This is a genomic window from Pseudonocardia yuanmonensis, from assembly GCF_039542425.1.
Lineage (GTDB): Bacteria > Actinomycetota > Actinomycetes > Mycobacteriales > Pseudonocardiaceae > Pseudonocardia > Pseudonocardia yuanmonensis.
On the sequence record NZ_BAABIC010000005.1, the window covers coordinates 356,708 to 379,858 of the forward strand.

General features: G+C 69.5%; 21 protein-coding genes and 2 pseudogenes. 19 read left to right on the forward strand and 4 right to left on the reverse strand.

The window, feature by feature from the left end:
- The first annotated feature begins 428 nt into the window (after nt 1-428).
- The 18 genes and pseudogenes from ABD990_RS10080 to ABD990_RS10165 all read left to right on the forward strand — a co-directional run bounded on the left by ABD990_RS10080 (nt 429) and on the right by ABD990_RS10165 (nt 19,019).
- Nucleotides 429-1,319 carry an SMP-30/gluconolactonase/LRE family protein gene (locus ABD990_RS10080; RefSeq protein ID WP_345379989.1) on the forward strand — a complete coding sequence of 297 codons (891 nt, stop codon included), beginning with the start codon at nt 429-431 and terminating at the stop codon, nt 1,317-1,319.
- 373 nt (nt 1,320-1,692) lie between these two features.
- A complete protein-coding gene (locus ABD990_RS10085; protein WP_345379990.1) occupies nt 1,693-2,193 on the forward strand; it encodes a flavin reductase family protein in 501 nt (166 codons plus the stop codon).
- A 37-nt stretch (nt 2,194-2,230) separates the two neighbouring features.
- Complete coding sequence (gene ribB / locus ABD990_RS10090; RefSeq protein WP_345379991.1) at nt 2,231-3,388, forward strand: 3,4-dihydroxy-2-butanone-4-phosphate synthase; 1,158 nt, start codon at nt 2,231-2,233, stop codon at nt 3,386-3,388.
- A 52-nt stretch (nt 3,389-3,440) separates the two neighbouring features.
- A complete protein-coding gene (locus ABD990_RS10095) occupies nt 3,441-4,349 on the forward strand; it encodes an AAA family ATPase (protein ID WP_345379994.1) in 909 nt (302 codons plus the stop codon).
- Between the two features lie 194 nt (nt 4,350-4,543).
- Nucleotides 4,544-5,338 (forward strand): vWA domain-containing protein, encoded by a 795-nt coding sequence (locus ABD990_RS10100; RefSeq protein WP_345379995.1) that lies wholly within the window; start codon nt 4,544-4,546, stop codon nt 5,336-5,338.
- A gap of 226 nt (nt 5,339-5,564) precedes the next feature.
- Nucleotides 5,565-6,605: a helix-turn-helix domain-containing protein gene (locus ABD990_RS10105; RefSeq protein ID WP_345379996.1), complete on the forward strand. Its 1,041-nt coding sequence runs from the start codon at nt 5,565-5,567 to the stop codon at nt 6,603-6,605.
- A gap of 74 nt (nt 6,606-6,679) precedes the next feature.
- Nucleotides 6,680-8,461, forward strand: a complete 1,782-nt coding sequence (locus ABD990_RS10110) for a flavin-containing monooxygenase (RefSeq protein WP_345379997.1) — start codon at nt 6,680-6,682, stop codon at nt 8,459-8,461.
- Between the two features lie 95 nt (nt 8,462-8,556).
- Entirely contained in the window at nt 8,557-9,354 is a 798-nt protein-coding gene (locus ABD990_RS10115) for an acetoin reductase (RefSeq protein ID WP_345379998.1), read from the forward strand.
- A 98-nt stretch (nt 9,355-9,452) separates the two neighbouring features.
- A complete protein-coding gene (locus tag ABD990_RS10120; RefSeq protein WP_345379999.1) occupies nt 9,453-10,628 on the forward strand; it encodes a sugar ABC transporter substrate-binding protein in 1,176 nt (391 codons plus the stop codon).
- Nucleotides 10,625-12,190 carry a sugar ABC transporter ATP-binding protein gene (locus ABD990_RS10125; RefSeq protein WP_345380000.1) on the forward strand — a complete coding sequence of 522 codons (1,566 nt, stop codon included), beginning with the start codon at nt 10,625-10,627 and terminating at the stop codon, nt 12,188-12,190. The genes ABD990_RS10120 and ABD990_RS10125 overlap by 4 nt, the downstream gene beginning before the upstream one ends.
- Before the next feature lie 12 nt (nt 12,191-12,202).
- Nucleotides 12,203-13,279 carry an ABC transporter permease gene (locus ABD990_RS10130; RefSeq protein ID WP_345380001.1) on the forward strand — a complete coding sequence of 359 codons (1,077 nt, stop codon included), beginning with the start codon at nt 12,203-12,205 and terminating at the stop codon, nt 13,277-13,279.
- Between the two features lie 93 nt (nt 13,280-13,372).
- A pseudogene (locus tag ABD990_RS34360) lies at nt 13,373-13,483 on the forward strand (aldehyde dehydrogenase family protein); the annotation flags it as partial.
- Between the two features lie 175 nt (nt 13,484-13,658).
- Entirely contained in the window at nt 13,659-14,489 is an 831-nt protein-coding gene (locus tag ABD990_RS10140; protein ID WP_345380003.1) for a mycofactocin-coupled SDR family oxidoreductase, read from the forward strand.
- 297 nt (nt 14,490-14,786) lie between these two features.
- A pseudogene (locus ABD990_RS10145) lies at nt 14,787-15,621 on the forward strand (transposase family protein).
- Nucleotides 15,622-15,799: 178 nt separating this feature from the next.
- Nucleotides 15,800-16,648, forward strand: a complete 849-nt coding sequence (locus ABD990_RS10150) for a mycofactocin-coupled SDR family oxidoreductase (RefSeq protein WP_345380005.1) — start codon at nt 15,800-15,802, stop codon at nt 16,646-16,648.
- A gap of 673 nt (nt 16,649-17,321) precedes the next feature.
- On the forward strand, nt 17,322-17,585 hold the full coding sequence (locus ABD990_RS10155; protein WP_345380006.1) for a response regulator transcription factor: 264 nt from the start codon (nt 17,322-17,324) through the stop codon (nt 17,583-17,585).
- 238 nt (nt 17,586-17,823) lie between these two features.
- Nucleotides 17,824-18,570, forward strand: coding sequence for a 3-hydroxybutyrate dehydrogenase (locus ABD990_RS10160; RefSeq protein ID WP_345380008.1), 747 nt, complete (start codon nt 17,824-17,826; stop codon nt 18,568-18,570).
- A 146-nt stretch (nt 18,571-18,716) separates the two neighbouring features.
- Nucleotides 18,717-19,019, forward strand: a complete 303-nt coding sequence (locus ABD990_RS10165) for a Dabb family protein (protein WP_345380009.1) — start codon at nt 18,717-18,719, stop codon at nt 19,017-19,019.
- Between the two features lie 190 nt (nt 19,020-19,209).
- Here ABD990_RS10165 and ABD990_RS10170 read toward each other — a convergent pair whose 3' ends face one another.
- The 3 genes from ABD990_RS10170 to ABD990_RS10180 are packed head-to-tail and all read right to left on the reverse strand — an operon-like array spanning nt 19,210 to nt 21,563.
- Nucleotides 19,210-19,851, reverse strand: a complete 642-nt coding sequence (locus ABD990_RS10170; RefSeq protein ID WP_345380011.1) for a CoA transferase subunit B — start codon at nt 19,849-19,851, stop codon at nt 19,210-19,212.
- Entirely contained in the window at nt 19,848-20,600 is a 753-nt protein-coding gene (locus ABD990_RS10175; protein ID WP_345380012.1) for a CoA transferase subunit A, read from the reverse strand. Before ABD990_RS10175 ends, ABD990_RS10170 begins: the two co-directional genes overlap by 4 nt.
- A 33-nt stretch (nt 20,601-20,633) precedes the next feature.
- Nucleotides 20,634-21,563, reverse strand: a complete 930-nt coding sequence (locus ABD990_RS10180) for a hydroxymethylglutaryl-CoA lyase (protein ID WP_345380032.1) — start codon at nt 21,561-21,563, stop codon at nt 20,634-20,636.
- Nucleotides 21,564-21,859: 296 nt separating this feature from the next.
- On the opposite strand from ABD990_RS10180, the gene ABD990_RS10185 reads away from it, so the two are divergent.
- A complete protein-coding gene (locus ABD990_RS10185) occupies nt 21,860-22,597 on the forward strand; it encodes an IclR family transcriptional regulator (RefSeq protein WP_345380013.1) in 738 nt (245 codons plus the stop codon).
- A gap of 70 nt (nt 22,598-22,667) precedes the next feature.
- On the opposite strand, the gene ABD990_RS10190 is transcribed toward ABD990_RS10185, so the two are convergent.
- On the reverse strand, nt 22,668-23,151 hold a 484-nt coding region (locus tag ABD990_RS10190), incomplete at its 5' end, for an AMP-binding enzyme (protein WP_425569569.1).

A 23,151-nucleotide genomic window follows, 5' to 3' on the forward strand; every position in this document is an offset into this window, starting at 1 on the left:
TTCTGTCCGTTGAGTGAGACAGTGCGAGGAGTCGTGACCCGATCCATCGGACCTGAGGGTTCGTCGGTCTCACGACACGGAGGAATGCCGCAGCGACGCCGCACCCCTAGCGCCGTTGTCGGTGGTACGTAGCAGGTCGGTGACCCCCGTCCGTGCGTGCAGGCGCGACAGAGAGACGACCGATGCGGCATGTCGGAACTGCGATTCTACATTCACGCGCCACTCCGATGTCGGTACCTGCGGGCCGTTCCCGACGGCGGTGGATCGCCTTCTCCGAGAGATGCTTCCCGCGGCGGGCCGCTTGCACTCATCCCGGTGGAATAGCGGCCTACGCACAGAACAGACGGACTCATCGATCGTGCGACCCGTTGGGCGGCGCCGACGGACCGGACGCCCTGCATTTGCAACCCTGAGAGAGGACCTCGCACATGAGTGAACTGACCACCATCGTCAGCGGCATGTCCTTCGTGGAGTGCCCTCGGTGGCACGAAGGCCGGATCTGGTTTTCTGACTTCTACACGAACAGGGTCCTTTCCGCGGCCGCCGACGGGTCGGAGCTGCGGACCGAGCTCGACGTCCCGAACCAGCCGGGCGGTCTGGGCTGGCTGCCCGACGGACGGCTGCTCGTCGTCTCGGCGCGCGACCACACGCTTCTTCGACGCGAACACGACGGTCGGGTCGTGGTGCACGCGGACCTGAAGGACCACGTCGGCGGAAACCTCAACGACATGGTCGTCGACTCCGCCGGGCGGGCCTACGTGGGGAACTTCGGCTTCGACCTGGGCGCAGGGGCGGATCCGGCGCCGACGACCCTCACCAGGGTGGACCCCGACGGGACGGTCAGCAACGCCGCGGAGGGGCTGCACTTCCCGAACGGCAGCGTGGTCACCGACGACAACGTGCTCGTGGTCGGCGAGACCTTCGCCAACCGGGTGACGGCTTTCGACATCGACGACAGTGGCCGCTTGCAGAACCGGCGAGTCTGGGCCCAGTTCGGTGAGGTGCCGGTCGGGCCGGACTTCGGCACCGTGCTGAGCCAGGTCAAGGTGGCGCCGGACGGGTGCTGCCTCGACGCCGAGGGAGCGCTGTGGATCGCCGATGCCCTCAGCGGCAAGGTGATCCGGGTCAAGGAGGGCGGAAACGTCGTCGACGAGATCCAGGTCGACAGCGGCGTCTTCGCCTGCATGCTCGGCGGCGACGACGGTCGAACCCTGTTCATCTGCGCCGCCCCTGACTTCGATCCCGCTGCCCGTGCGGCGACGCATGAGTCCCGGCTGCTGACCGTGCGGGTGGACGTGCCGCACGGCGGCCGTCCGTAGCCCCTTCCCCGACGCTCGGCACGAGATCTCCATCGACGTCGAGCGTGGCTCCACCGACCTGAGAGGCGCGCGACCGATGTTCACGAGCCGCCCGGCCGACGCCACACCTACGGCGCAGGAACGTCTCCCCGGGACCAGTGGGCTCCTCGTCGACGGGAACTTCGCCGAGCCGGCTGAGAACGCGGCCGTGAACGGCGTTCGGCCGGGCGGCTCGTGTGACCCACCCCGGGTCACCGTTCCGACTGCCTCGACCCCGGAGGGTGCAGGTCGCTCCGGGTCTGGCCCGGACGGCCTGGGCAGCCCGCCCGATCGGCCGGCACAACACATTCTCAGCGATGGTCAAGCCGCCTCGTTCCACGCGAGCCACACACGAATGGACTTCCCCTTGTTCGATCCGGTAGTCGACGAGACACAGCTGAGGCGCGCCTTCAGTTCCTTCCCCTCCGGAGTCGCCGCGGTCTGCACCCGGGTCGACGACCTCCCCGTGGGTGTGGCGGCCAGTTCCTTCACGACCGTGTCCGTCGAACCCCCGCTCGTCTCGGTCAACATGCGGCACGAGTCGACGACCTGGCCACTTCTGCGTGCGGGTAGGCGCCTCGGCCTCAGTGTCCTGGCCCTCGGTCAGGAGGACATCTGCCGACGGCTTGCCGGCGACGCGGCTCATCGTTTCGATGGGACCGACTGGATGGGGCACGCCGACGGCGGCGTCTTCATCGAGGGAGCGACGATGTGGCTCGACTGCAGTCTTCACGCCGAGATCCCAGCCGGTGACCACGACGTGGTACTCCTCCGGATCCACGGAATCCGCGTGAGCCCGGAGACGGAGCCGCTCGTCTTCCACGGAAGTCGATTCCGTCGGCTCGCCACGATCTGAGAACACGGCCTCTCCGCTGCAGGAACAGAGATCTCCGGTGACCAGACGCCCTCCGACCACCTCGGCACAACGCATTCGCGCCGCCCTGGCAGCCCTGAACGCGGGCGAACCCGTCGTCGTGACCGACGACGAACAGCGTGAGAACGAGGGAGACCTCATCTTCGCCGCCGAGCTCGCGACCGCAGAGCTGGTCGCGTTCACGGTCAGACACACCTCCGGCTTCCTGTGCGTCGCCCTCCCCGGCGAGGCGTGCGACAGACTCGGCCTCACCCCGATGACGCACGACAACCGGGACCACTACCGCACCGCCTACCAGGTGACGGTCGACCTGCACGGGACCGGCACGGGCATCTCCGCCGCGTCGCGCGCCGCGACGATCGCCGCTCTGGGTTCTGCCGACGCAGGACCCCAGGACTTCGCCCGCCCCGGTCACGTCGTACCGCTGCGCGCACGTCCGAACGGGGTGCTCGAACGACCCGGCCACACGGAGGCGGCGGTGGACCTGGCCCGCCTGGCCGGGCTGACACCCGCCGGGGCGTTGTGCGAGATCGTCTCCCGGGAACGACCGGGTGAGATGGCCCGAGGCGACGAACTCGTGCGCTTCGCGGACGAGCACGGCCTCGTCCTTCTCTCCGTCGCCGACATCGTCGAGTACCGGACACAGCACGAAGCCCGTTTCGTCCGGGTCGCGGAGACCGTCATGCCGACGTCGTCCGGCACGTTCCGCGCCCTCGGCTACCGAGAGCCGCTGACCGGAACCGAGCACATGGTGCTCACGGCGGGTCGGGTCGATCCCGACGTCCCGGTCCACATTCACCGCGAATGCCTGCTCGGCGATGTCTTCGGAGCCGCCACGTGCGCCTGCCACGGCGAGCTGAGCGAGGCCCTGCGTACGTTCGGAGATGCTGGACGCGGCGTCATCATCTATCTGCGAGGTCTGGGCGGGAGCTCGTCATGTGTGCCCCTGCGTCCGAACCCGGTGCCACCACAGGGACCGGAGATCATCATCGCTTCCGGCATCTTCGACGATCTCTGTCGCCACGACTCGGCGGCGAACCCTCCTCGTGGAGAGGGTGCGGCACATGTCCCCGCCGCGCAGTCGCCGCGAACCGAGGTCCGGCTTTCTTCAGCGATGAACGTCGCGCGGACGATCGCAGCATCGGCGACGCGATCCGTCGCCCTCGCCGGCGACTGACCCGATGGCCCGCATCGAGAGTAGGCGGCATACCGAGCTTGGGGGTTCCCTGATGACCACGAAACTTCAGGACACGAGAACAACAATCGCACGGGCGGTGGTCGGGCGGGAGCGGGAGCTGACGCTGGTGCTGGCGGCTGTGGCCGCGGGCCGGGACGTCCTGTTGGAGGGCCCGCCCGGCACGTCGAAGTCCACCATGCTGCGGGCGATCACCGAGCACTGGGGCGTGCCGTTCGTGCTGGTGGAGGGCAACGCCGAGCTCACCCCGGCCCGGCTGGTCGGGCACCACAACCCCGCCCGGGTCCTGGCCGAGGACTACTCCGCCGAGAACTTCGTACCCGGCCCGCTGGTCGAGGCCATGCGCACCGGCGGGTTCCTCTACATCGAAGAACTCAACCGCGCCCCCGAGGACACCCTCAACGTGCTGCTGGGCGCGATGGCCGAGCGGGCGGTGACCGTGCCGCGGGTCGGGACGATGGCCGCCGAGTCCACGTTCCGGGTGCTGGCCAGTATGAACCCGTTCGACAACGTGGGCACCGCGCGGATCTCCGACTCCGTCTACGACCGCTGGAACCGCCTCGCCGTCGGCTACCAGACCGCGCAGGAGGAGAGCGACATCGTCGCCCGCCGCACCGGCTGCACCGACACCCAGCTGATCACCGACGGCGTCGAGCTCACCCGCGCGACCCGCAGCCACCCCGAGCTGCGGCGCGGCTCGTCGGTGCGCGGGGCGATCGACCTGGTCGCCATCGCCGTGGAGCTGCAGAAGATCACCCCCGACGCCGCGTCGGATCACTCGGGCCACACCCAGGTCGTGCTCGACGCCGCGCTGGTCGCGCTGTCCGCACGCGTCGGGGTCGACGAGGCCTCCGACGCCACGCCGGAGCAGGTGATCACCGAGATCTGGGAGAACCATTTTTTCTCCGCCCCCGGCGGGCGGCGCCGGGCCCGCACCGCCTGACCGTCCCGAACGCCGTCGCGCTGCCCACCGCCGAACCCGGTGAGCGACGAACCCTGGAACCGTTACGCCGCAAACCCAAGAAACTCGACCAAGCCCCCGACCTCTTTCAGAAGGGGAAGGGCACCCCGGTCGTCGCCGAGCTGAACCCCGACCGCGGGGAGGGCGACACCGAGCTGCCCGCAGGCGGGCAGGGGGTGCTGGTCACCGCGCAGCAGGCGACCCAGAAGGAGCTCTCGGAGCTGCTGGAGCAGACCGCGCCCGATCCCGCGGTGGCGTCGATGGCGCAGGCCATCGCGCGTCGGTTGTCGGTGCGCCGCCGCCCGCGGGACGCGCGCGCCGAACGCGGCACCGGCGCCCTGGCCTCGGCGCCCTACGCCTACCGCAGCGACGACATCGACCTCGACAAGACCATTGAGATGCTCGCCGAACACCCCGTCCCCGAGGACACCGACGTCATCGTGCGCGAACGGATGAGCTCCCGACGCGCGGCAGTCCTGATCGTGGACGTGTCCGGCTCGATGCGCGGGGAGAAGGTCCGCATCGCCGCCGCCACCGTGGCCGCACTGTCCGCCGACCTGTCCGGCGCCGGGGACCAGCTCGCCCTGGTCGCCTTCTGGTCCGACGCCGCCGTCGTCAAAGGGCTGACCGAACCTGCCACCCCCACCGCGCTGCTCGACACCCTGCTCCGGATCCCCGCCCGGGGTCTGACAAACGTCGGTTTCGGGCTGTCGGTGGCCCAGGCCGAGCTGGCCCGCTCCGCAGCCCGCAGACGCACCGCGATCCTGCTCACCGACGCCGTGCACAACGCCGGACCCGACCCCCGCGGCCTCGCCCGGCGCTTCCCCGAGCTGCACGTCCTGCTCGAGACCGACGGCGAGCACGACCTCCCCCTCGGCCGCGACCTCGCCCGCCTCGGCCACGGGACCCTGACCCCGGCGCACACCCATCGCGACGTCGCACCAGCCCTGAACCGCATCCTCAACCGATAGGACGGCTCTGTCGTGGCCCAGGCGTCGCGCTCAGCGGTCGGAGACGGCTGCGAGGGACCTACGGCGTGTTTCATGGACGACGGCTCGCTCTCGGCGCACCTCGTGGCGAAGCGGCCCCACCTCTCCATCGCGCTCGAGCGCTGGTTGTGCAGAATCTTCACGCTCCATGGGGCCGCGAATCGCGCATGATGACCTGTGTCACGCCGCTGCAGCCGTGGGAGGGCACATGACGTCGGTGATCCGCGCATGGGAGTCCTTTCTCGAAGGCAACCCTGCACCCACCGGGGTGCGTGACGAGGTCCTGCTCTCATGGCGCCGCTCGCGCTGGAGCGGGGTCGATCCCGAACGACCGGATCTGCCGGAGATCCCGGTGGCCTCGGACAGCCGCTTCCAGCGCACGGCGGCACCGGTGTTGGAGAGCATCGCGGAGCCCTTGGTCGGGGACCGGACGGCGATGCACCTCCTCGATCCCGACGGGGTGGTGATGTGGCGGTGGGTGACCGACGCGCAGCTGGCGCGCGAGCTCGACGCCGCCGACGCCCGTGTGGGCGTCCGCTGGGCCGAGGACGCGGTCGGGACCAGCGGCGGCGGCACGGCCGTGGAGACCGACCGTCCCGCGACCGTCGTCGGCGCCGAGCACTTCGCCACCAAGCTGCACGGCTGGGCCTGCTCGGCCGCACCGGTGGTGCACCCGCTGACGCGGCGGGTGTGCGGGATCGTCAACGTCAGCGTCCGGGCCGCCGACGCGAACCAGCACCTGCCACTGGTCGTCCGTTCCATGGTCGCGGCTGTCACCGTGGAGCTGCGCAACCAGGCCGGGGCCCAGCAGCGGAGACTGCTGGAAACCTACCTCGCGTGGCGGCACCGCACTCGCAAGCCGCTCGTCGCGGTGGACGACCGGATCGCGATCTCGGATGAGATCGCGGTCGAGCACGACGACCTGTGGGATCGGCTCGTGGCGGCCGGCCCGCTCGCGACGGTGATCGACATCGACGCGCTCACCCTCGCGCGCATCCACCCGGTCACCCCCGGAACCCTCATCGACGGCGCCGTGCTGGTGGTCGACCCCTCACCCGACGCGACGGCCCCCACCCCGATGGCCGTGCCGACCGACGACCCGTGGACACCACTGGAGAGGGCGGAACGCGACGTCATCGTCGCCGCGCTGGACCGGCACGGCGGGAACAAGTCCCGAGCCGCCGACGAGATCGGCCTGTCCCGCCGCGCCCTCTACGACAAGCTCGCCCGCTACCGCATCCGGCGCTGACCGCCGTATCGACTCGTGACCGGTGACCACCGGTCACGCGATTCCTGCTGCCCACAGCTCACTCGAGGAGACCCATGACCGTCACCGAACCCGTCGTCGACTCCGTTCCCTCGGCCGCGCTCGACCCGGCCGTCCTGGCCGGCCGATGGCTCGACAACCTCACCCAGGCCATCGACAGCGGCGACCGCGACCGACTGATCGGTCTGCTCGGGCCCGAGGTCTGGTGGCGCGACCAGCTGGTCCTCGACCAGGACGTGCACACCACCCGCGGTCCGGGCGCCGTGGCCGACCTCGTCCTCGCCCGCGCCGGAGCAGCCGGGCTCGGCGGCCTCGCCCTGCCCGACGGCGCGAAGCTGGTCGACACCGGCGACGGCTCGCAGCTCGTGGAGGCCATCTTCGAGTTCGACACCGCGCTCGGTCGCGGGCGCGGGGTGGTGCGCCTGACCTCCGGCGAGGACGGGGTCTGGCGCGCCTGGACCGTGCTGACCGCGCTGCACGAGCTGACCGGGTTCGAGGAGCGGGTGGGCAGGCGTCGCCCGGTCGGCAACCCGCACGGCCGCTCTGGCCCCTCGTGGCCCGAGCTGCGCGACCGTGAGCGGGAGTTCGCCGACCGCGATCCCGAGGTGCTCGTCATCGGCGCCGGTCAGAGCGGCCTGGCCATCGGCGCCCGTCTGGTGCAGATGGGTGTCGACGCGCTCGTCATCGACAGCAACCCACGGGTCGGCGACGCGTGGCGCAACCGCTACCGGTCCCTGTCCCTGCACGACCCGGTCTGGTTCGACCACATGCCGTACCTGAACTTCCCGGACACATGGCCGATCTACATGCCCAAGGACAAGATCGCCGGCTGGCTCGAGTACTACGCCGACGCCATGGAGATCAACGTCTGGAACTCCACCACGCTGCTCTCGGCCGACTACGACGAGCAGGAGCGCATCTGGACGGCCGTCGTCCGCCGGGCCGACGGCACCGAGCGGCGGTTCCGCACCCCGCACATCGTCATGGCGACAGGGCTCAACGGGCGGCCACGGCAGCCGCAGTTCCCCGGGCAGGACACCTTCCGGGGGACGGTCGTCCACTCCAGCGGCTACCGGGGCACCGAGGACGTCGAGGGCCGCACGGCCGTCGTCGTGGGCGCGGCGACCTCCGGCCACGACATCTCGCAGGACCTGTACCACCGCGGCGCGCAGGTCACCATGGTCCAGCGTTCCTCGACCTGCGTGATCAGCACCGAGCACGGCATTCCGGGCCTGTTCGACCCGCTCTTCGTGGAGGGCGGCCCGAAGACCGAGGATGCCGACCTCTTGTTCGCGTCCTACCCGTTCCTGCTGCTGGGGCAGTTGCACGTCGGCCTCACCGAGCGGCTCCGTGAGCTGGACGCGGACCTGCTCGGTGGGCTGGAGAAGGCCGGGTTCGCCCTCGACTACGGCCCCAACGGCAGCGGGCTGTTCATGAAGGTGCTGCAGACCGCCAGCGGCTACTACATCGACGTCGGCGGCTCGGAACTGATCGCGGACGGCAAGGTCAAGGTCGCCCAGGGCGCCGGGATCGATCGGTTCGAGCCGGACGGTGTGGTGCTCACCGACGGCCGCAGGCTCGAGGCCGACCTGGTCGTGCTCGCCACCGGCTACGACACGCTGCGCGACCAGGTCACGTCGCTGTTCGGCTCGGAGGTGTCCGGCCGGGTCAAGGACGCCTGGGGGCTCGACGAGGAAGGCGAGCTCAACGGCACCTGGCGGCCCACCGGACACCCTGGGCTGTGGTTCCTGATCGGGAACCTGGCGATGGCCCGCTACTACTCGCGGATCCTCGCGCTCCAGCTGACCGCGCGACTGCGCGGTCTCGTCCCGGCCTGACGGCCGAGGTCGGGGCGCGCGCGACACCCGTCGGCGGGCGCCCCGACCGGCACCTCCCCCTCCGGTCCTCCCATCACAGTCGCTGAGGAACTCACATGACGACAGACACGAACGCCGACAGCCGGGTGGCCCTGGTCACCGGCGCCGCCCGGGGAATCGGCCGGGCCATCGCCCTGCGCCTGGCCCGCGACGGGTTCAGCGTCGGGGTCGCCGATCTCGCCGTCCAGGCCGAGGCGGTCGGCCAGGTGGTCACCGAGATCGCCGAGATCGGTGGCAAGGCGATCGCCCTGGAGACCGACGTCTCCGACCGCAATCAGGTCTTCCGCGCGGTGGAGCAGACCTCGGCCGCCCTGGGCGGGTTCGACGTGATGGTCAGCAACGCCGGCATCGCCCAGGTCCAGCAGATCACCGAGGTCACCGAGGCCGAGCTGGACCAGATCCTGCGCGTCAACGTGAACGGTGTGGTCTGGGGCATCCAGGCCGCCGCGGCGGAGCTGACGCGGCTCGGCAGGCCGGGTCGGATCATCTCCGCGGCCTCCATCGCGGGGATCCGGGGGGCGGGTCTGCTGGGCGTCTACTCGGGCACGAAGTTCGCCGTGCGGGGGATCACGCAGGCGGCAGCGCAGGAGCTCGCACCGCACGGGATCACGGTGAACGCCTACGCCCCCGGCATCGTCGACACCCCGATGTGGGACGAGGTCGACCTGGGCCTACACAAGATCAACGGGAAGCCGATCGGGGCCAACCGGCAGGCCTACGTCGACCAGATCCTGCTCGGGCGCATCGAGACCCCCGACGACGTGGCCAAGGTGGTCTCGTTCCTGGCGGGCCCCGACGCAGACTACGTCACCGGTCAGGTGCTGATCGTCGACGGCGGGATGCAGTTCAACTGACGCGGTGCACGGGTCCACGTCGCCCCGCGCCTCACCCCATCGTCCGGTCGGGCTCCCGGCCGTCGCCCACCCCCTCTCCCAGAACCGAGGCTCTCGTCATGTCCCGACTCCGAGACACCCGGCTGGCCGTGGTGGCCGTCGCGGTCCTCACGACACTCCTGGCCGGCTGTAGCGGCACCACGGCGTCCCAGAACGTCGACCCGGCGGCGCGTGCCGCGGCGGTCCAGAAGGCCCAGGCCGGTGCCACCAGGCTGATAAACGCGGCCACCCAGCCGAACGCCTGGCAGGGCCCGGAGTCCAGCCCGCGGCCGAAGCCCGGCCTACGCCTTGCCATCATCCCGACGACCATGGCCTCGACCGGTGCCAGCAGCCCGGCCAACGCGATGGCCAAGGCGGCACAGGCCATCGGTTGGACCGCGAAGATCTCCGACGGACAGGGCAAGCCCGACGTCGCCCTCAATGCCATCCAGGCCGCCGTCGACGAGAAGGTCGACGCCATCGTGACGATGTTCGTCGACAACGCCCGGGTGCAGGCCGGCATCGACCGAGCGCTGGCGGCGGGCATCCCGGTCTTCACGCTGGGCAACCTCAAGAAGACTCCGAACGTGCCCGACGTGGCGTGGAACGTCTACGGGGAGGGCCAGGTGATGGCCCAGTACATGGTCTGGAAGTCCGGTGGCGACCTGAAGCTGCTCCAGATGAAGAACACCGACATCTACGCGGCGATCGTCGGCCAGTACCAGGGCAGCCAGGACTACCTCTCCGACCCGGCGAACTGCCCGGGCTGCACCACCGAGACCCTCGAGTGGAGCCTCGCCAACTTCGAGGACCCCAACCTCGGGCCCGCGGCGCAGGCCTCGGCCGCGCTGCAGGCGGACCCCTCGCTGAACTGGGTCAGCTGTTTCGACGCGTGCATGTTCCGGGTCTCCCAGGCGGCCGACCGTGCAGGACTGACCAAGCGCGGAGTGCAGGGCGCCGGCTACGACTGCAGCGCCGAGAACGTCGCCGTCATCCAGCGCGGCGGCCTGCAGAAGGCCTGCTTCGCCGACCCCCGCGAATGGCTGAGCCTGGCCGTCCTGGACAACGTCATCCGAGTCACCGACGGCCAGCAACCGTTCGACTACACCGACAAGATCCCGACGGCACTGTTCGACAAGGACAACCTCGCGAAGCTGCCCGCGGACAAGCTCGACGAGCTGGTCACCGTCGGGTGGCGGGGCAACTACGACTTCACCGCGAAGTTCTACCAGCTCTGGGGTGTGGCGGCGTCGTGACCACGGTGGCGAAGCAGGTCGAGACCGGCGCCGCCGGGTCGGTCGTGCCCGCGGTCGAGTTCACCGGCCTGGTCAAGGACTTCGGGGTCAACCGGGTGCTCGACGACGTGTCCGTGGCCTTCCGGTCGGGCTCGATCCACGCACTGCTCGGCGCGAACGGATCGGGCAAGTCAACCCTGATCAAGGTCCTGGCCGGATATCACGATGCGACCGCGGGTGCTCTGCGAGTGCACGGCGAGGACGTGGCGATGCCGCTGTCCCCGCACCAGCTGCACGCGCTGGGAATCCGCTTCGTCCACCAGGACCTCGGGCTCGTCGAGTCGATGTCGGTCGCCGACAACCTCGCGTTGACGGCCGGGTTCGAGGTCCGCGGACCGGCCATCGACTGGCGGGCCCAGCATCGGGCCGCCCGCCGGGACCTGGCGTCAGTAGGGCTCCACGACATCGACACGACGGCGCTGATCCAGGACCTGGGCCCCGTCCAACGCACACTCGTCGCGATGGCGCGGGCCCTTCGCGGACTCGACCCCGACCGCGGGGTGCTGGTCCTCGACGAGCCCACCGCACGGCTGCCCCACGCCCAGGTCGAGCAGCTGCTCGAGCGCTGCCGGCTGCTGCGCGACGGTGGGATCGCCCTGGTCTACGTCTCCCATCGGCTCGACGAGGTGTTCGCGATGGCGGACCGGCTGACGGTGCTGCGCAACGGCCGTGTCGTGTTCGACGACGCGGTCGCCGCGACGGACCCGGACCGCCTCGCCGACCTGATCACCGGCGTCACCGCACACGCCTCGCCCGCCGAGCGGAGGTCGATGGCCGCCCTCACGGCGGCGGCGGGCGACGTGCCCCGGCTGTCGGTCTCCGGGCTGTCCGGCAAGCGCACGTCGGGGGCGAGCTTCGACGTCGCCGACGGTGAGATCCTGGCCGTGACCGGACTCATCGGGTCCGGCCGCAGCGAGCTGGGCCGGCTGATCTTCGGCGAGCAGCGCGCCACGGCGGGCGAGGTCCGACTCGACGGCGAGCTCGTCGAGCGGTCCTCACCGGCGTCCAGTGTGACCCGCGGCATCGGTTACGTGCCGCAGGACCGGGCCCAGGGCGGGGTCGCCTCGATGACCCTGGTGGAGAACCTGACGCAGCCCCGGCTGCGCAGCTTCGTCCGGCGGGGGGCGCTGTCGGGCGCGCTGCGCAGGCGTGCGGCGCAGCAGGCCATCGTGACGATGGACGTGCAGCCCCCGCACCCGACGAAGCTGTTGCGCGAGCTGTCGGGCGGCAACCAGCAGAAGGTCATCCTCGCCAAGTGGCTGGACCTCCCGCTGCGCCTGCTCATCCTCGACGAGCCCACCTACGGCGTGGACATCGGGGCCCGTCGCCGGATCCTGGACTCGGTCCGCGAGCGCGCGCACGGCTCGGGCCTGTCCGTCCTATTGATCGACTCGGACATCGACGTCGTCGCCGAGTACGCCGACCGCGTCCTGGTCATGCGGTCCGGAGCGATCGTGCAGGAGCTCACCGGGGACGCCGTCACCCCCGACCGGATCGCCGCCGCCAGCTATGCCATCGACTGAAAAGGACCGTTCATGACCGCCACCACCCCGGCGGCGGAGCACCGGCCCGGGCGCCGCTCGCTCGGGTCGCTGCTCGCCGGCAACGCACTGATCATCGCCCTGCTCGTGATCATCGCCGTCTTCTCCGTCCTGCGTCCCACGACCTTCCCCACCCTCGGCAACTTCGGGTCGATCCTGCAGGCCAACGCCGCGATCGCCTTCGTCGCGCTGGGGCTGTTGATCCCGCTGATCCTCGGCCGCTTCGACCTCTCGGTGGCGGCGACCGCGGCGTTCAGCGGGATGATGGTCGCGCGGCTGATGTCCGACGGTCTGGTCACCGTGTGGCCCCTCGCGCTGTTGCTGGTCCTGGCGGCGTGCGCGGTGATCGGCCTGATCAACGGGCTGCTGGTCGCCTACGTCCGGCTGCACTCGCTCGTGGTCACCCTCGGCGTGCAGTCGGTGCTCTACGGGGGCGTGCTCTTCTACTCCAAGGGCATGGTGATCTATGACGGCCTGACCCCGGGGTTCCTGGCGCTGGGGCAGTCTCGTCCGCTGCAGATCCCGCTGCCGTTCCTCTTCGTGGTCGTCGTCGCGGTGATCCTCTGGTTCGTCCTCTACTACCGGCCGCTGGGCAGACGCCTCTACGCCATCGGCGGCAGCGAGGACGCCGCCCGGCTGACCGGCATCAAGGTCAACCCCATGATCGTCGGGGCGTTCGTGGCCAGCTCCCTACTCGCGGGCACCGGCGGCTTCCTGCAGGTGGCGCAGGTCGGGTCGGCCTCTCCCGGCAACGGGGGCGAGTTCCTGCTGCCCGCCATCGCGGCCTGCTTCCTGGGCGAGACGTCTATCCGGCGTGGCTTCTACAACGTGTGGGGCACGGTCGTGGCGGTGTACCTGGTCGCCGTCGGCACCACCGGGCTGTTCATGATCGGCGTCGCGGCCTGGGTCCAGCCGGTGTTCAACGGGTTGGTGCTGGTCGGCGCGATCACCGCCGCCCGCTTCACCGGGCAACGTGTCGGCAGGTCGGCCCGCCGGGCGCCCGCCGGGTCCGCGCCCCCGACGACGCCGACGGAACCGGCGGGCAACGCCCGTGCCCACTCACCCGTCTGACCCGCTACGCCGTCACCCCACCACCCTCTCGCCGACGACATCGACGAGGTCGTCGCCCGGGTCAACGGCACCCAGTTCGGCCTCGGCAACTCGGTGTGGGGCACCGACCTGGAGGCCGCGACCGAGGTCGCGCGCCGCCTGGACAGTGGTATGTGCTGGGTCAACCAGCACTTCGCGCTGTCCCCCGACGTCCCGTTCGGCGGCCGCAAGCAGTCCGGGATGGGCTCGGAGTTCGGCCGCGACGGGATCCTCGCGTTCACCGACCCCGGTCGTGAACGTCTCCCGAGTCTGACCCGACCCGGGAGGGGCGCCCCCTCCGGCAGCACGTGCCGGCCGTGCGCCGGCGTCATCGCCACTCATCATCGAGGAAAGGACCGTCATGGGACGTCTGGACGGCAAGGTCGCGCTGATCACCGGAGCGGCGCGGGGGCAGGGCCGCTCGCACGCGATCACCCTGGCCCGGGAGGGCGCCGAGATCATCGCGGTGGACCTCGCGGGACAGGTCGAGTCGGTGCCCTACGAGATGGCCACCCCGGCCGACCTGGCCCAGACCGTCAAGCTGGTCGAGGCGGAGGACCGGCGGATCGTCAGCCTGGAGGCCGACGTCCGCGACCCGGAGGCGATGCAGGCGGCCACCGAACGCGGTCTGGCCGAGTTCGGGCACATCGACATCATCTGTGCCAACGCCGGCATCAGCAGCTGGGACCCGGCCCCGGACATGTCGCCGCAGCGCTGGCGGGACATGATCGATATCAACCTGAGCGGTGTCTGGTACTCCGTGCAACCCGCACTGACGTCGATGATCGAACGTGGCGCGGGAGGGTCCATCATCCTCACCAGCTCGGTGTACGGGCTCGAGGGCGGCGTCGGCCGGGTCCATCACTACGTCGCGGCCAAGCACGGCGTGGTCGGGCTGGCGAAGTCCCTGGCCAACGAGCTCGCCCCGCACCGGATCCGGGTCAACACGGTCAACCCGACGTTCGTCGCGACCGGCATGATCCAGAACGACGCGATCTACAAGCTGTTCGTGCCGGACCTGCCCAACCCGACGCAGGAGGACTTCAAGGAGGTGCTGCTGGGGATGAACAAGCTGCCTATTCCGTGGGTCGAGCCGCAGGACATCAGCAACGCCGTGCTGTTCCTGGCGTCGGACGACGCTCGGTACATCACCGGCACCACACTCGTCGTCGACGCCGGGCACCTGGCCTGAGCGAGACCGAGGCGCCGGCCGGGCTGAGAGGACCGCCGACGCCCGGATCTCGGTAATCACGGCGGCGGAAGACCTCGTGGAGTCGCGCGGGATCCGGCCACGCGCCTCCGTGAGGACTTCCGTTCGCGCCTCCTCGGGCGTGACCGAACAGACCGACCGACGACGTCGCACTCTCAATCAATGAGCCTTTCCCAGTAGCGCGCTGGGGGTGACACGCCGGGGAGCGGCGGGTGCGACAGATGAGCGCAGGACTCGGTATCGAGGTGTTCCGACCAAAGAGCACCGAGAACCGAGGTCCTGCGTGTCTCATGCTGTCACCTACACCGCCGTGCTCCCCGTCCGGGCCGCCACGGTGGACTGGCTCACCGGGCTCCTGGCGGCCGAACGGGCCGCTCGGGGCACCCGCCACGACCGGCGCGCGCTGTCCTGCCGCGAGCAGGCGATCCTGGCGCTGTGCTGGTTCTACGACGCCACCCGCATCCGCCAACTCGTGCGCGATCACCGGATCGGCACCTCGACCTGCTACCGCTACCTCCACGAAGCCATCGACGTGCTCGCCGCGGCCGCGCCCGGACTCGACGAGGCCCTCACCGCCGCCCGCGCGGCCGGGCACACCCACCTCGGCCTGGACGGCACCGTGATCTTCACCGACCGGGTCCGCCGGCCCGGCCCGAACCCCGGCGTGCACCTGTGGTGGTCGGGCAAACACCACCGCCACGGCGCCAACATCCAGGTGCTGACCACCCCGGACGGCTGGCCGCTCCATACCTCCCGGGTCCGCCCCGGCCGGGAGAAGGACGTCACCTGCGCCCGCCGCCAGCACCTGCCCGACCTGCTCGCCCAACGCTGGAACGACCCGACCCACGTGGTGCTCGCCGACCTGGGCTACGAAGGCGAAGCCGCCATTTTCGTTGTCCCGGACAAGAACCACCGCGGCCGCGGCCTCAGTGTTGATCAACGCACCCGAAACCTTCTCCACCGCGCGACCCCGGCGCTGTGCGAACGCGGGAACTCCCTGCTCAAGACCACCTTCGCGGCGCTGCGCCAGGTCAGCCTGTGCCCCTGGCGCATCGGCGACATCACCGCCGCCGCCCTCGCGCTGCTCCACCACGAACACGACCGCGCGGCCTGACCCAGCAGCGACCCAAAAATCGCTACTGGGAAAGGCTCAATGCACGAAATGCGCAGACATCATTCGTGTAGCGGATCGCTACATCTCTGAGAATTTGCCTCGTCCTAATCTGAGGCACCCCAGGAAGTCCCGGAGACGCCGATGACGAGGTCTCCGGCACAACAAAGGAGTTGTCACCGTGGGTCGTCTCGACGGTAAGGTCGCATTCATCACGGGGGCCGCCCGTGGTCAGGGCCGGTCGCACGCCGTACGACTGGCCGAAGAGGGCGCGGACATCGTGGCGCTGGACCTCTGCGCAGAGGTCGAGACCGCGCCCTACATCGGCAGCACACCCGAAGACCTCGCGCAGACCGTGAAGGCGGTCGAACAGCTCGACCGTCGGATCCTGGCCCGGCGGGGCGACGTCCGGGACTCCGACGTCCTGAATCAGCTGGTCGCTGACGCGGTCAGCGAGTTCGGTGGGATCGACATCGTGGTGGCCAACGCCGGCATCGTCGGCTTCGACCCGTTGTGGGAGGTGACCGACGAGCAGTGGCAGGAGATGCTCGACATCAACCTGACGGGCGTCTGGAAGACCGCCAAGGCCGCCATCCCGTCGATGCTCGAACGGGACCGCGGTGGTTCGATCATCCTGATCAGCTCGCTGGCCGGGCTGATCGCGTACCCCCAGCTGGGCCACTACAACGTCGCGAAGCACGGGGTCACCGGTCTCATGCGCAGCTTCTCCGTCGAGCTCGCACCCCACAACATCCGCGTCAACTCGGTCCATCCGACCTCGGTCGACACGCCGATGATGAACAACCCGGCCTTCCACAAGGTCTTCGTCCCGGACGTGGAGACGCCGACCCAGGAGCAGGTCAAGGACACCTTGATCTACCTCAACGGCCTCAAGATCCCCTGGGTCGACCCGATCGACATCTCCAACGCGGTGCTCTACCTAGCGTCCGACGAGTCCCGGTACGTCACCGGTACGACCCAGCTGGTCGACGCCGGGGGGATCGCCCCGTACAAGATCCGGCACAGCTGACATCGCAGGGCGAACCGCACGCGCTAAAGCAGGACCTGATGAACCGCCGGGAGGTGGGCCGCACCAGTTCGCCTCCCGGCGGTTCATCCGCAGTCGCTGCCGAGGCGGCCTGCATTCAGCAGGTCACGTGCATGGGGGCAAGAGCCTCCCGACCCGAGGCCCGAGTGCGATGGCGAGAACGGCGGTCGCGCTAGGATCCCGGACTCGACGACTGCATTATGCGCCCCTCGCGACGGGGGTTTCACTCCGCCTGCGGAACGCGTGCCAACCACCGTCGACTCAGCTCCTCACACACCCGGAGAAGGGACTCGGCACCCGTCCAGCGCACGTGGGTGACGGCGCCTACATCTCAGTAGGCGCCCAGCAAAGATCATCGTCGCATAATGCTACACAGTGGCCCCTGGCAGGCATGTGATACTGCCCCGGACGGGCAATCACAGTATTTGATGGCGCGCCGAAGGAGGTCACATGACATCGACCTCGCCTCGAATGCTCTGGCCAGATCGGACGCCACTCACGGGATCTCGACCTTAAGCTGAGAACGATCTACGCCACGAGCAAAGAGAAGAAGTCGGCCCGATGCTGTCGAGCCCAAGTGATGACGCCCCCCGGCGGCGGGTGCATGCCACCCATCGCCCGCCGTCGGGGGTATCCAATGGACAAGGAGTCGATCTTGCACCAGGCGCAGCGCCCGCCCTGGACCAAGCCTGTGCACGCGGACGTGGCTGAGCAGATCGCCTATCTGCCACGTCTCACCCCTCGGCAAAGGCAGGTACTGTACGGCGTCGCCCGGGGGCTCACCAATCAGCAGATCGCCGACCGTCTCGGGATCGCGCACACCACTGTGAAGTGGCATCTGGGGACACTCATGGCGAAGTTCGCCGTTTCCAACCGGACAGAACTGGCCTACGTCGCCGTGAAGTGCGGCCTGGCGTAGACGCTGCAGAACTCGATGATCTGCCTCGCTTGCGATCCCGTGTCCGCGCCATATCGAACTGGCACTTTTTGATCGCCTGGATATCGAAGCGGCCTGACCGAGAAGTGCATGGCGAGCAACCTTGGGCAGGACCAGGACCGCCATCACTGACTCCCGGTGATCTGCGCGTCGCCCGAACGACGCACCGGCTTTGATGTCCGGACGCATGAATTGACGGGATAGACCCAGGAGGACTGACATGGCTGATCTGACCGGCCGCACCGCGCTCGTCACTGGGGCCGGTAGCGGCATCGGAGCTGCATGCGCTCGGGCGCTCGCCGCTCAGGGGGCGAAAGTCACGGTCGCCGACCTGGACGGGGACCGAGCCCGCGACGTCGCGACGTCGATCGGCGGCGAGGCATGGGAGGTCGACCTCCTCGACGTGACGCCTCTCGAGTCCCTCGACCTCTCGGTCGACATCCTCGTCAACAACGCAGGGATCCAGACCGTCAGCCCGATCGAGCAGTTCCCCCCCGAGCGGTTCCGGGCGATGATCCGCCTGATGCTCGAAGCCCCCTTTCTGCTCGTGCGCGCCGCCCTCCCCCACATGTACGCGCAGCGCTTCGGCCGGGTCATCAACATCTCGTCGGTCCACGGTCTGCGGGCCTCGCCGTTCAAGGTTGCCTACGTCGCCGCCAAGCATGCCCTCGAGGGCATGTCGAAGGTCGTCGCCGCCGAAGGCGGGTCACACAACGTGACCAGCAACTGCGTCAACCCCGGTTACGTCCGGACTCCGCTCGTCGAAGGCCAGATCGCCGATCAAGCCGCCGTGCACAAGATCTCGGCCGATGAAGTGCTGCAGACCGTGCTGCTGGAGCGCAGCGCCATCAAGCGTCTGATCGAGCCGGACGACGTCGCGGAACTCGTGACGTGGCTCGCCTCGGACGGGGCCGGGATGGCCACGGGTTCTTCCTGGGTCATGGACGGCGGCTGGAGCGCGCAATAGGGCGAGGGCGACCCTGGTGCTCAAGAGGTCGCGACGAGGGCGTACCACGCCACATCTACCGTGCCACGCACCGCGCTCCACGCGGTGCCGTCGAGCTCGAGTGGTGCTGACCCGATCACGAGGAAGAAGTCATGCTGACTCACACTGTGCTGTTCCGACTGCCACGCCCCCTCGACGCAGCACAGCGGGCTGATTTCGTCGCCGCGCTGCAGGCATTCGCGGCTGACGCCCCGCTCACCGCCGGGCCGGTCACCGTCACGACCGACCTCGGGCTGCGGGATCCTGCAAACCCTCGCGTGGCCGACGCTTCACTGTCGACGACCTTCGCCGATGTCGACTCCTTCACCGCCTACCTGAACCATCCCCGCCACCAGGCGATGGTGACCAAGGTTCTCGAACCGAGCGGCGTCACCTGGCTCTCCATGCAGGCCGACACCTCGCCGTCCTGAACCGCCGCCCCTGATACCAGGGCGAGCAGAGCAGCGTGCGCGTCGCGGATCCGCCCACGCCAGGACTTCGCGCTCGATGATGCCCGGCACCACTCGCTCGACCAGCGCGTGGTCGGATCCCGCAGCCGCCGACCGACCCTTCCCGGGACGACCGGCGGCTGCTGCAGCGATGGATCTCAGACGCGTGACCCTAGGCAGATGCCGGCATACTGAACGGAGCATCGGTGGCGGCGCGGACCTCGTCCTCGGTGACGCCGGGGGCGGTCTCGACCAGGACCAGCCCATCCTCGGTGACGTCGAGGACGGCGAGATCGGTGATGATCCGGTTCACCACCCGCATGCCGGTGTAGGGCAGCGTGTTCTTGCGCAGGATCTTCGGCGAGCCGTCCTTGGCCGTGTGCTCCATCAGCACGATGACCCGACGGGCACCGTGCACGAGGTCCATCGCCCCACCCATGCCCTTGACCATCTTGCCGGGCACGGCCCAGTTGGACAGGTCACCGCGCTCGGAGACCTGCATGGCGCCCAGCACGGCGACATCGAGATGGCCGCCGCGGATGATCCCGAAGGACAGCGCCGAGTCGAAGAACGAAGCCCCCGGCCGGATCGTGACGGTCTCCTTGCCCGCGTTGATGAGGTCGGGGTCGACGGCGTCGGGCGTGGGGTAGGGCCCGGTGCCGAGGATGCCGTTCTCACTGTGCAGCACCACGTGCACGTCATCGGGCAGGAAGCTCGGGATCAGCGTGGGCAGGCCGATGCCGAGGTTGACGTACTCACCGTCGCGCAGCTCCGCCGCGGCGCGGGCCGCCATCTCGTGACGGGACAGGCTCATGCCGACACCTCCGTGACGGTGATCTTCTCGATCCGCTTCTCGACATCCGGGGCGTGCACCACGTGCTGGACGAACACGCCGGGCAGGTGGATTCCGGCAGGGTCGAGCTCGCCCGGCTCGACCAGCTCGGCCACCTCGGCGATGGTCACCCGCCCGGCCATGGCGCACAACGGGTTGAAGTTCTGCGCGGTCTTGTCGAACACCAGGTTGCCGTGCCGGTCACCGCGGGCCGCGGCGACCAGCGCGAAGTCGGTGCGGATGGCCTCCTCCAGCACGTGTGGCACCCCGCCGAACTCCCGGACCTCCTTGGCCGGGGACGCGACCGCGACAGATCCGTCGGCAGCGTAGCGCCAGGGCAGGCCGCCGTCGGCGATCTGGGAACCGACGCCGGCCGGGGTGAAGAACGCGGGGATGCCGCATCCTCCTGCGCGCAGCCGTTCAGCCAGTGTGCCCTGAGGGCACAGCTCGACCTCGAGCTCGCCGGAGAGGTACTGGCGGGCGAACTCCTTGTTCTCCCCGACATAGGAGCCGGTGACCCGGACGATGCGCCGGTCGGAGAGCAGGATGCCGAGCCCCCAGTCGTCGACGCCGCAGTTGTTGGACACGACCTGCAGGCCGGTCACCCCTGCGGCGTGCAGGGTGGCAATCAGCGTGGACGGGATGCCGCAGAGCCCGAACCCGCCCACCGCAAGGGTCGCGCCGACTCTGATATCGCTGAGCGCCTGTTCGGCGCTGATCACCTTGTCCATGGGACCTCCTGTACTGCGTCGAGTGGGAGCAAGTCAGCTCGTAAGGGCGGTGACGGTGCGAGAGGGACTGGGGCGGCCGAGCCGCTCGGCGAGCCAGGTGCTGGTGTCGACCATCCTTTGCAGGTCGATCCCGGTGTCGATGCCGAGGCCATGGAGCTGCCAGAGCAGGTCTTCGGTGGCGAGGTTGCCGGTCGCCGAGCCCGTGTAGGGACAGCCGCCTACTCCTCCGGCGGAAGCGTCGAAGGTGGTGACGCCGCGCCGCAGTGCGGTCAGGGCGTTGGCCAGTGCCTGACCGTAGGTGTCGTGGAAGTGCACAGCGATCTCGTCGATCCCGATGCCGGCGGCAACCAGGGCGTCGAGGACCGCGGCGACCTGTCCAGGGGTGGCGACGCCGATGGTGTCGCCAAGGCTGAGCTCGGTACAGCCCACTGTCTTCATCGTTGTCGCTGCCGCAACGACCTGAGAGGTCGAGACCCGGCCGTCCCAGGGGTCGCCGAAGCACCCCGAGAGGTGGCCACGGACCCCCAGCCCGGCCTCCCGGGCGCGCGCGACGACCGGGGCGAGCATCTCGAACGGTTCTCTCACAGACCGGTGGGGGTTGCAGCGGGGGAAGGTCGCCGCGACGCAGCCGAGCACTGCGATGTCGGTGACGCCGAGGTCGAGCGCGCGGTCCAGCCCGCGCTCGTCGGGCACCAGGACCGGATAACGCACCCCGGACGCAGGGGTGATCGCTCTCAGCAGGTCGTCGGCATCCGCGAGCTGGGGCACCCACACCGGGTTCTCGAAGCTCGCTGCCTCCACGACCGTGTTCCCTGCGTCCACCAGACGGTGCACGAACTCTGCTTTGACGCCGAACGGCAGGATCGTGGACTCGTTCTGCAACCCGTCCCTGGGACCGACCTCACAGATGGTGACGCGCGGGGGTAGCGGCAGCCCATCGAGGGGCGTGACTCCGAAATCCATCAGACGCCCGCCCGAAGTACGGCCGAGGCGGCGCTCGGTGGCCGTGAAGCCATGTCCTTCATGGCGATCATCGACGGACGCCACCGGCGGCCCTGGAGGTGGCACGGCGAGCACCATCTACGAAGGGCGTCGAACACGCATTGTCCGAGACCATGTTGCAAGAAGACAGGCGGCCGGCCCACAGATCCAGAGAGTGTCCACTCAGCGAACACCTCGACGAAGATGCTTTCATCCAGTGAACGTATGATCGAGGGATGGGCTCCCCTCTCGCACCTGCTTCGAATGGCGGGGTCTCGGTGGTCGCGAAGGTCGGGCTTGTGCTGCGGACCCTCGGGGCAGCGGAGGCGGAGGGGGCGACGACCACTGCCGTTGCCCGTCACTGCGGCTTGCCCCGCCCGACGGCGCACCGCCTGCTCACCGACCTCGCCGAGCAAGGTCTCGTCGACCGCAACCGCGACACGGGTCGGTGGCAGCTCGGTCCTGAGCTGTTCTTGCTCGGAGCCCTGGCAGCTGCCAGGTACAACGTCACCGATCACGCCCGCGATGTCCTCGCCGACCTCGCAGAGCAGACCGGTGAGAGCGCCTACCTGTCCGCGTTGCGGGGCCGGGAGACCGTTTGCCTCGCCGAGTGCGAGGGCAGCTTCCCCCTTCGCTCGCACGTCCTTCACGAAGGCATCCGGTTCCCACTTGGTGTGGCATCCGCAGGCCTGGCCATTCTCGCGCATCTGCCCCCCTCCGAGGCCGAGGACTACCTCGCGACCACCGACCTCACGATCCGTTGGGGCGAGGCACATTCCGAACACGCCGTGCGCTCCCGGCTCGCCGCGGCCCGGGACAGTGGGTACGCCGTGAACCCCGGCCTCGTCGTCGAGGGCAGTTGGGGCGTGGCCGCCGCTGTCTTCGACGGAGCGGGCCGGCCGCGCTCAGCTCTGAGTCTTACCGGCGTGCGATCTCGTTTCACCGACGAGCGAATTCCCATGTTGGGACGTCTACTGCTCGATCGGGCTCACGCCCTCAGCAAGCTGGACCGGTAGGCGCGGACGAAAGCTCGTCCTGACTCGCCTTGCTGCCCCGCGCGCAACCGATCGACGGACCGCCCCGCCGCTAGTTCTTGCGGAGCACCGGCCGCAGGGCGTCGAGGACGTCGGCGCTCTCGATGGTCGAGGGCACCGGCTCGTCGAGGCCGTCGGCGATGCCGCGCATGGTCTTGCGCAGGATCTTCCCGGAGCGGGTCTTGGGCAGCGCCGGGACGATCGCGACCTCCTTGAGCGAGGCCACCGCGCCGACCTGGTCGCGCACCATCTGCACCAGCTCGGCGCGCAGCTTGTCCTCGTAGCCCTCGGCGGAGGCCCCTTCTCGATCCATGACGCCGGCCTTGAGCACCACGAACCCGCGGGGGATCTGGCCCTTCATCTGGTCGGCGACGCCGATGACCGCGCACTCGGCCACGTCCGGGTGCGAGGCGAGGACCTCTTCCATCCCGCCGGTGGACAGCCGGTGCCCGGCGACGTTGATGACGTCGTCGGTGCGGCCCATCACGAACACGTAGCCGTCGGAGTCGATCCGGCCGCCGTCGCCGGTGAGGTAG

What these genes read in the sequence shown, in the direction of transcription:
- ABD990_RS10080 (WP_345379989.1), top strand. Translation starts at nt 429, where the DNA reads ATGAGTGAACTGACCACCATCGTCAGCGGCATGTCCTTCGTGGAGTGC.
- ABD990_RS10085 (WP_345379990.1), top strand. Translation starts at nt 1,693, where the DNA reads ATGGACTTCCCCTTGTTCGATCCGGTAGTCGACGAGACACAGCTGAGG.
- ABD990_RS10095 (WP_345379994.1), top strand. Translation starts at nt 3,441, where the DNA reads ATGACCACGAAACTTCAGGACACGAGAACAACAATCGCACGGGCGGTG.
- ABD990_RS10105 (WP_345379996.1), top strand. Translation starts at nt 5,565, where the DNA reads ATGACGTCGGTGATCCGCGCATGGGAGTCCTTTCTCGAAGGCAACCCT.
- ABD990_RS10110 (WP_345379997.1), top strand. Translation starts at nt 6,680, where the DNA reads ATGACCGTCACCGAACCCGTCGTCGACTCCGTTCCCTCGGCCGCGCTC.
- ABD990_RS10115 (WP_345379998.1), top strand. Translation starts at nt 8,557, where the DNA reads ATGACGACAGACACGAACGCCGACAGCCGGGTGGCCCTGGTCACCGGC.
- ABD990_RS10120 (WP_345379999.1), top strand. Translation starts at nt 9,453, where the DNA reads ATGTCCCGACTCCGAGACACCCGGCTGGCCGTGGTGGCCGTCGCGGTC.
- ABD990_RS10130 (WP_345380001.1), top strand. Translation starts at nt 12,203, where the DNA reads ATGACCGCCACCACCCCGGCGGCGGAGCACCGGCCCGGGCGCCGCTCG.
- ABD990_RS10140 (WP_345380003.1), top strand. Translation starts at nt 13,659, where the DNA reads ATGGGACGTCTGGACGGCAAGGTCGCGCTGATCACCGGAGCGGCGCGG.
- ABD990_RS10160 (WP_345380008.1), top strand. Translation starts at nt 17,824, where the DNA reads ATGGCTGATCTGACCGGCCGCACCGCGCTCGTCACTGGGGCCGGTAGC.
- ABD990_RS10170 (WP_345380011.1), bottom strand. Translation starts at nt 19,851, where the DNA reads ATGAGCCTGTCCCGTCACGAGATGGCGGCCCGCGCCGCGGCGGAGCTG.
- ABD990_RS10175 (WP_345380012.1), bottom strand. Translation starts at nt 20,600, where the DNA reads ATGGACAAGGTGATCAGCGCCGAACAGGCGCTCAGCGATATCAGAGTC.
- ABD990_RS10180 (WP_345380032.1), bottom strand. Translation starts at nt 21,563, where the DNA reads ATGGATTTCGGAGTCACGCCCCTCGATGGGCTGCCGCTACCCCCGCGC.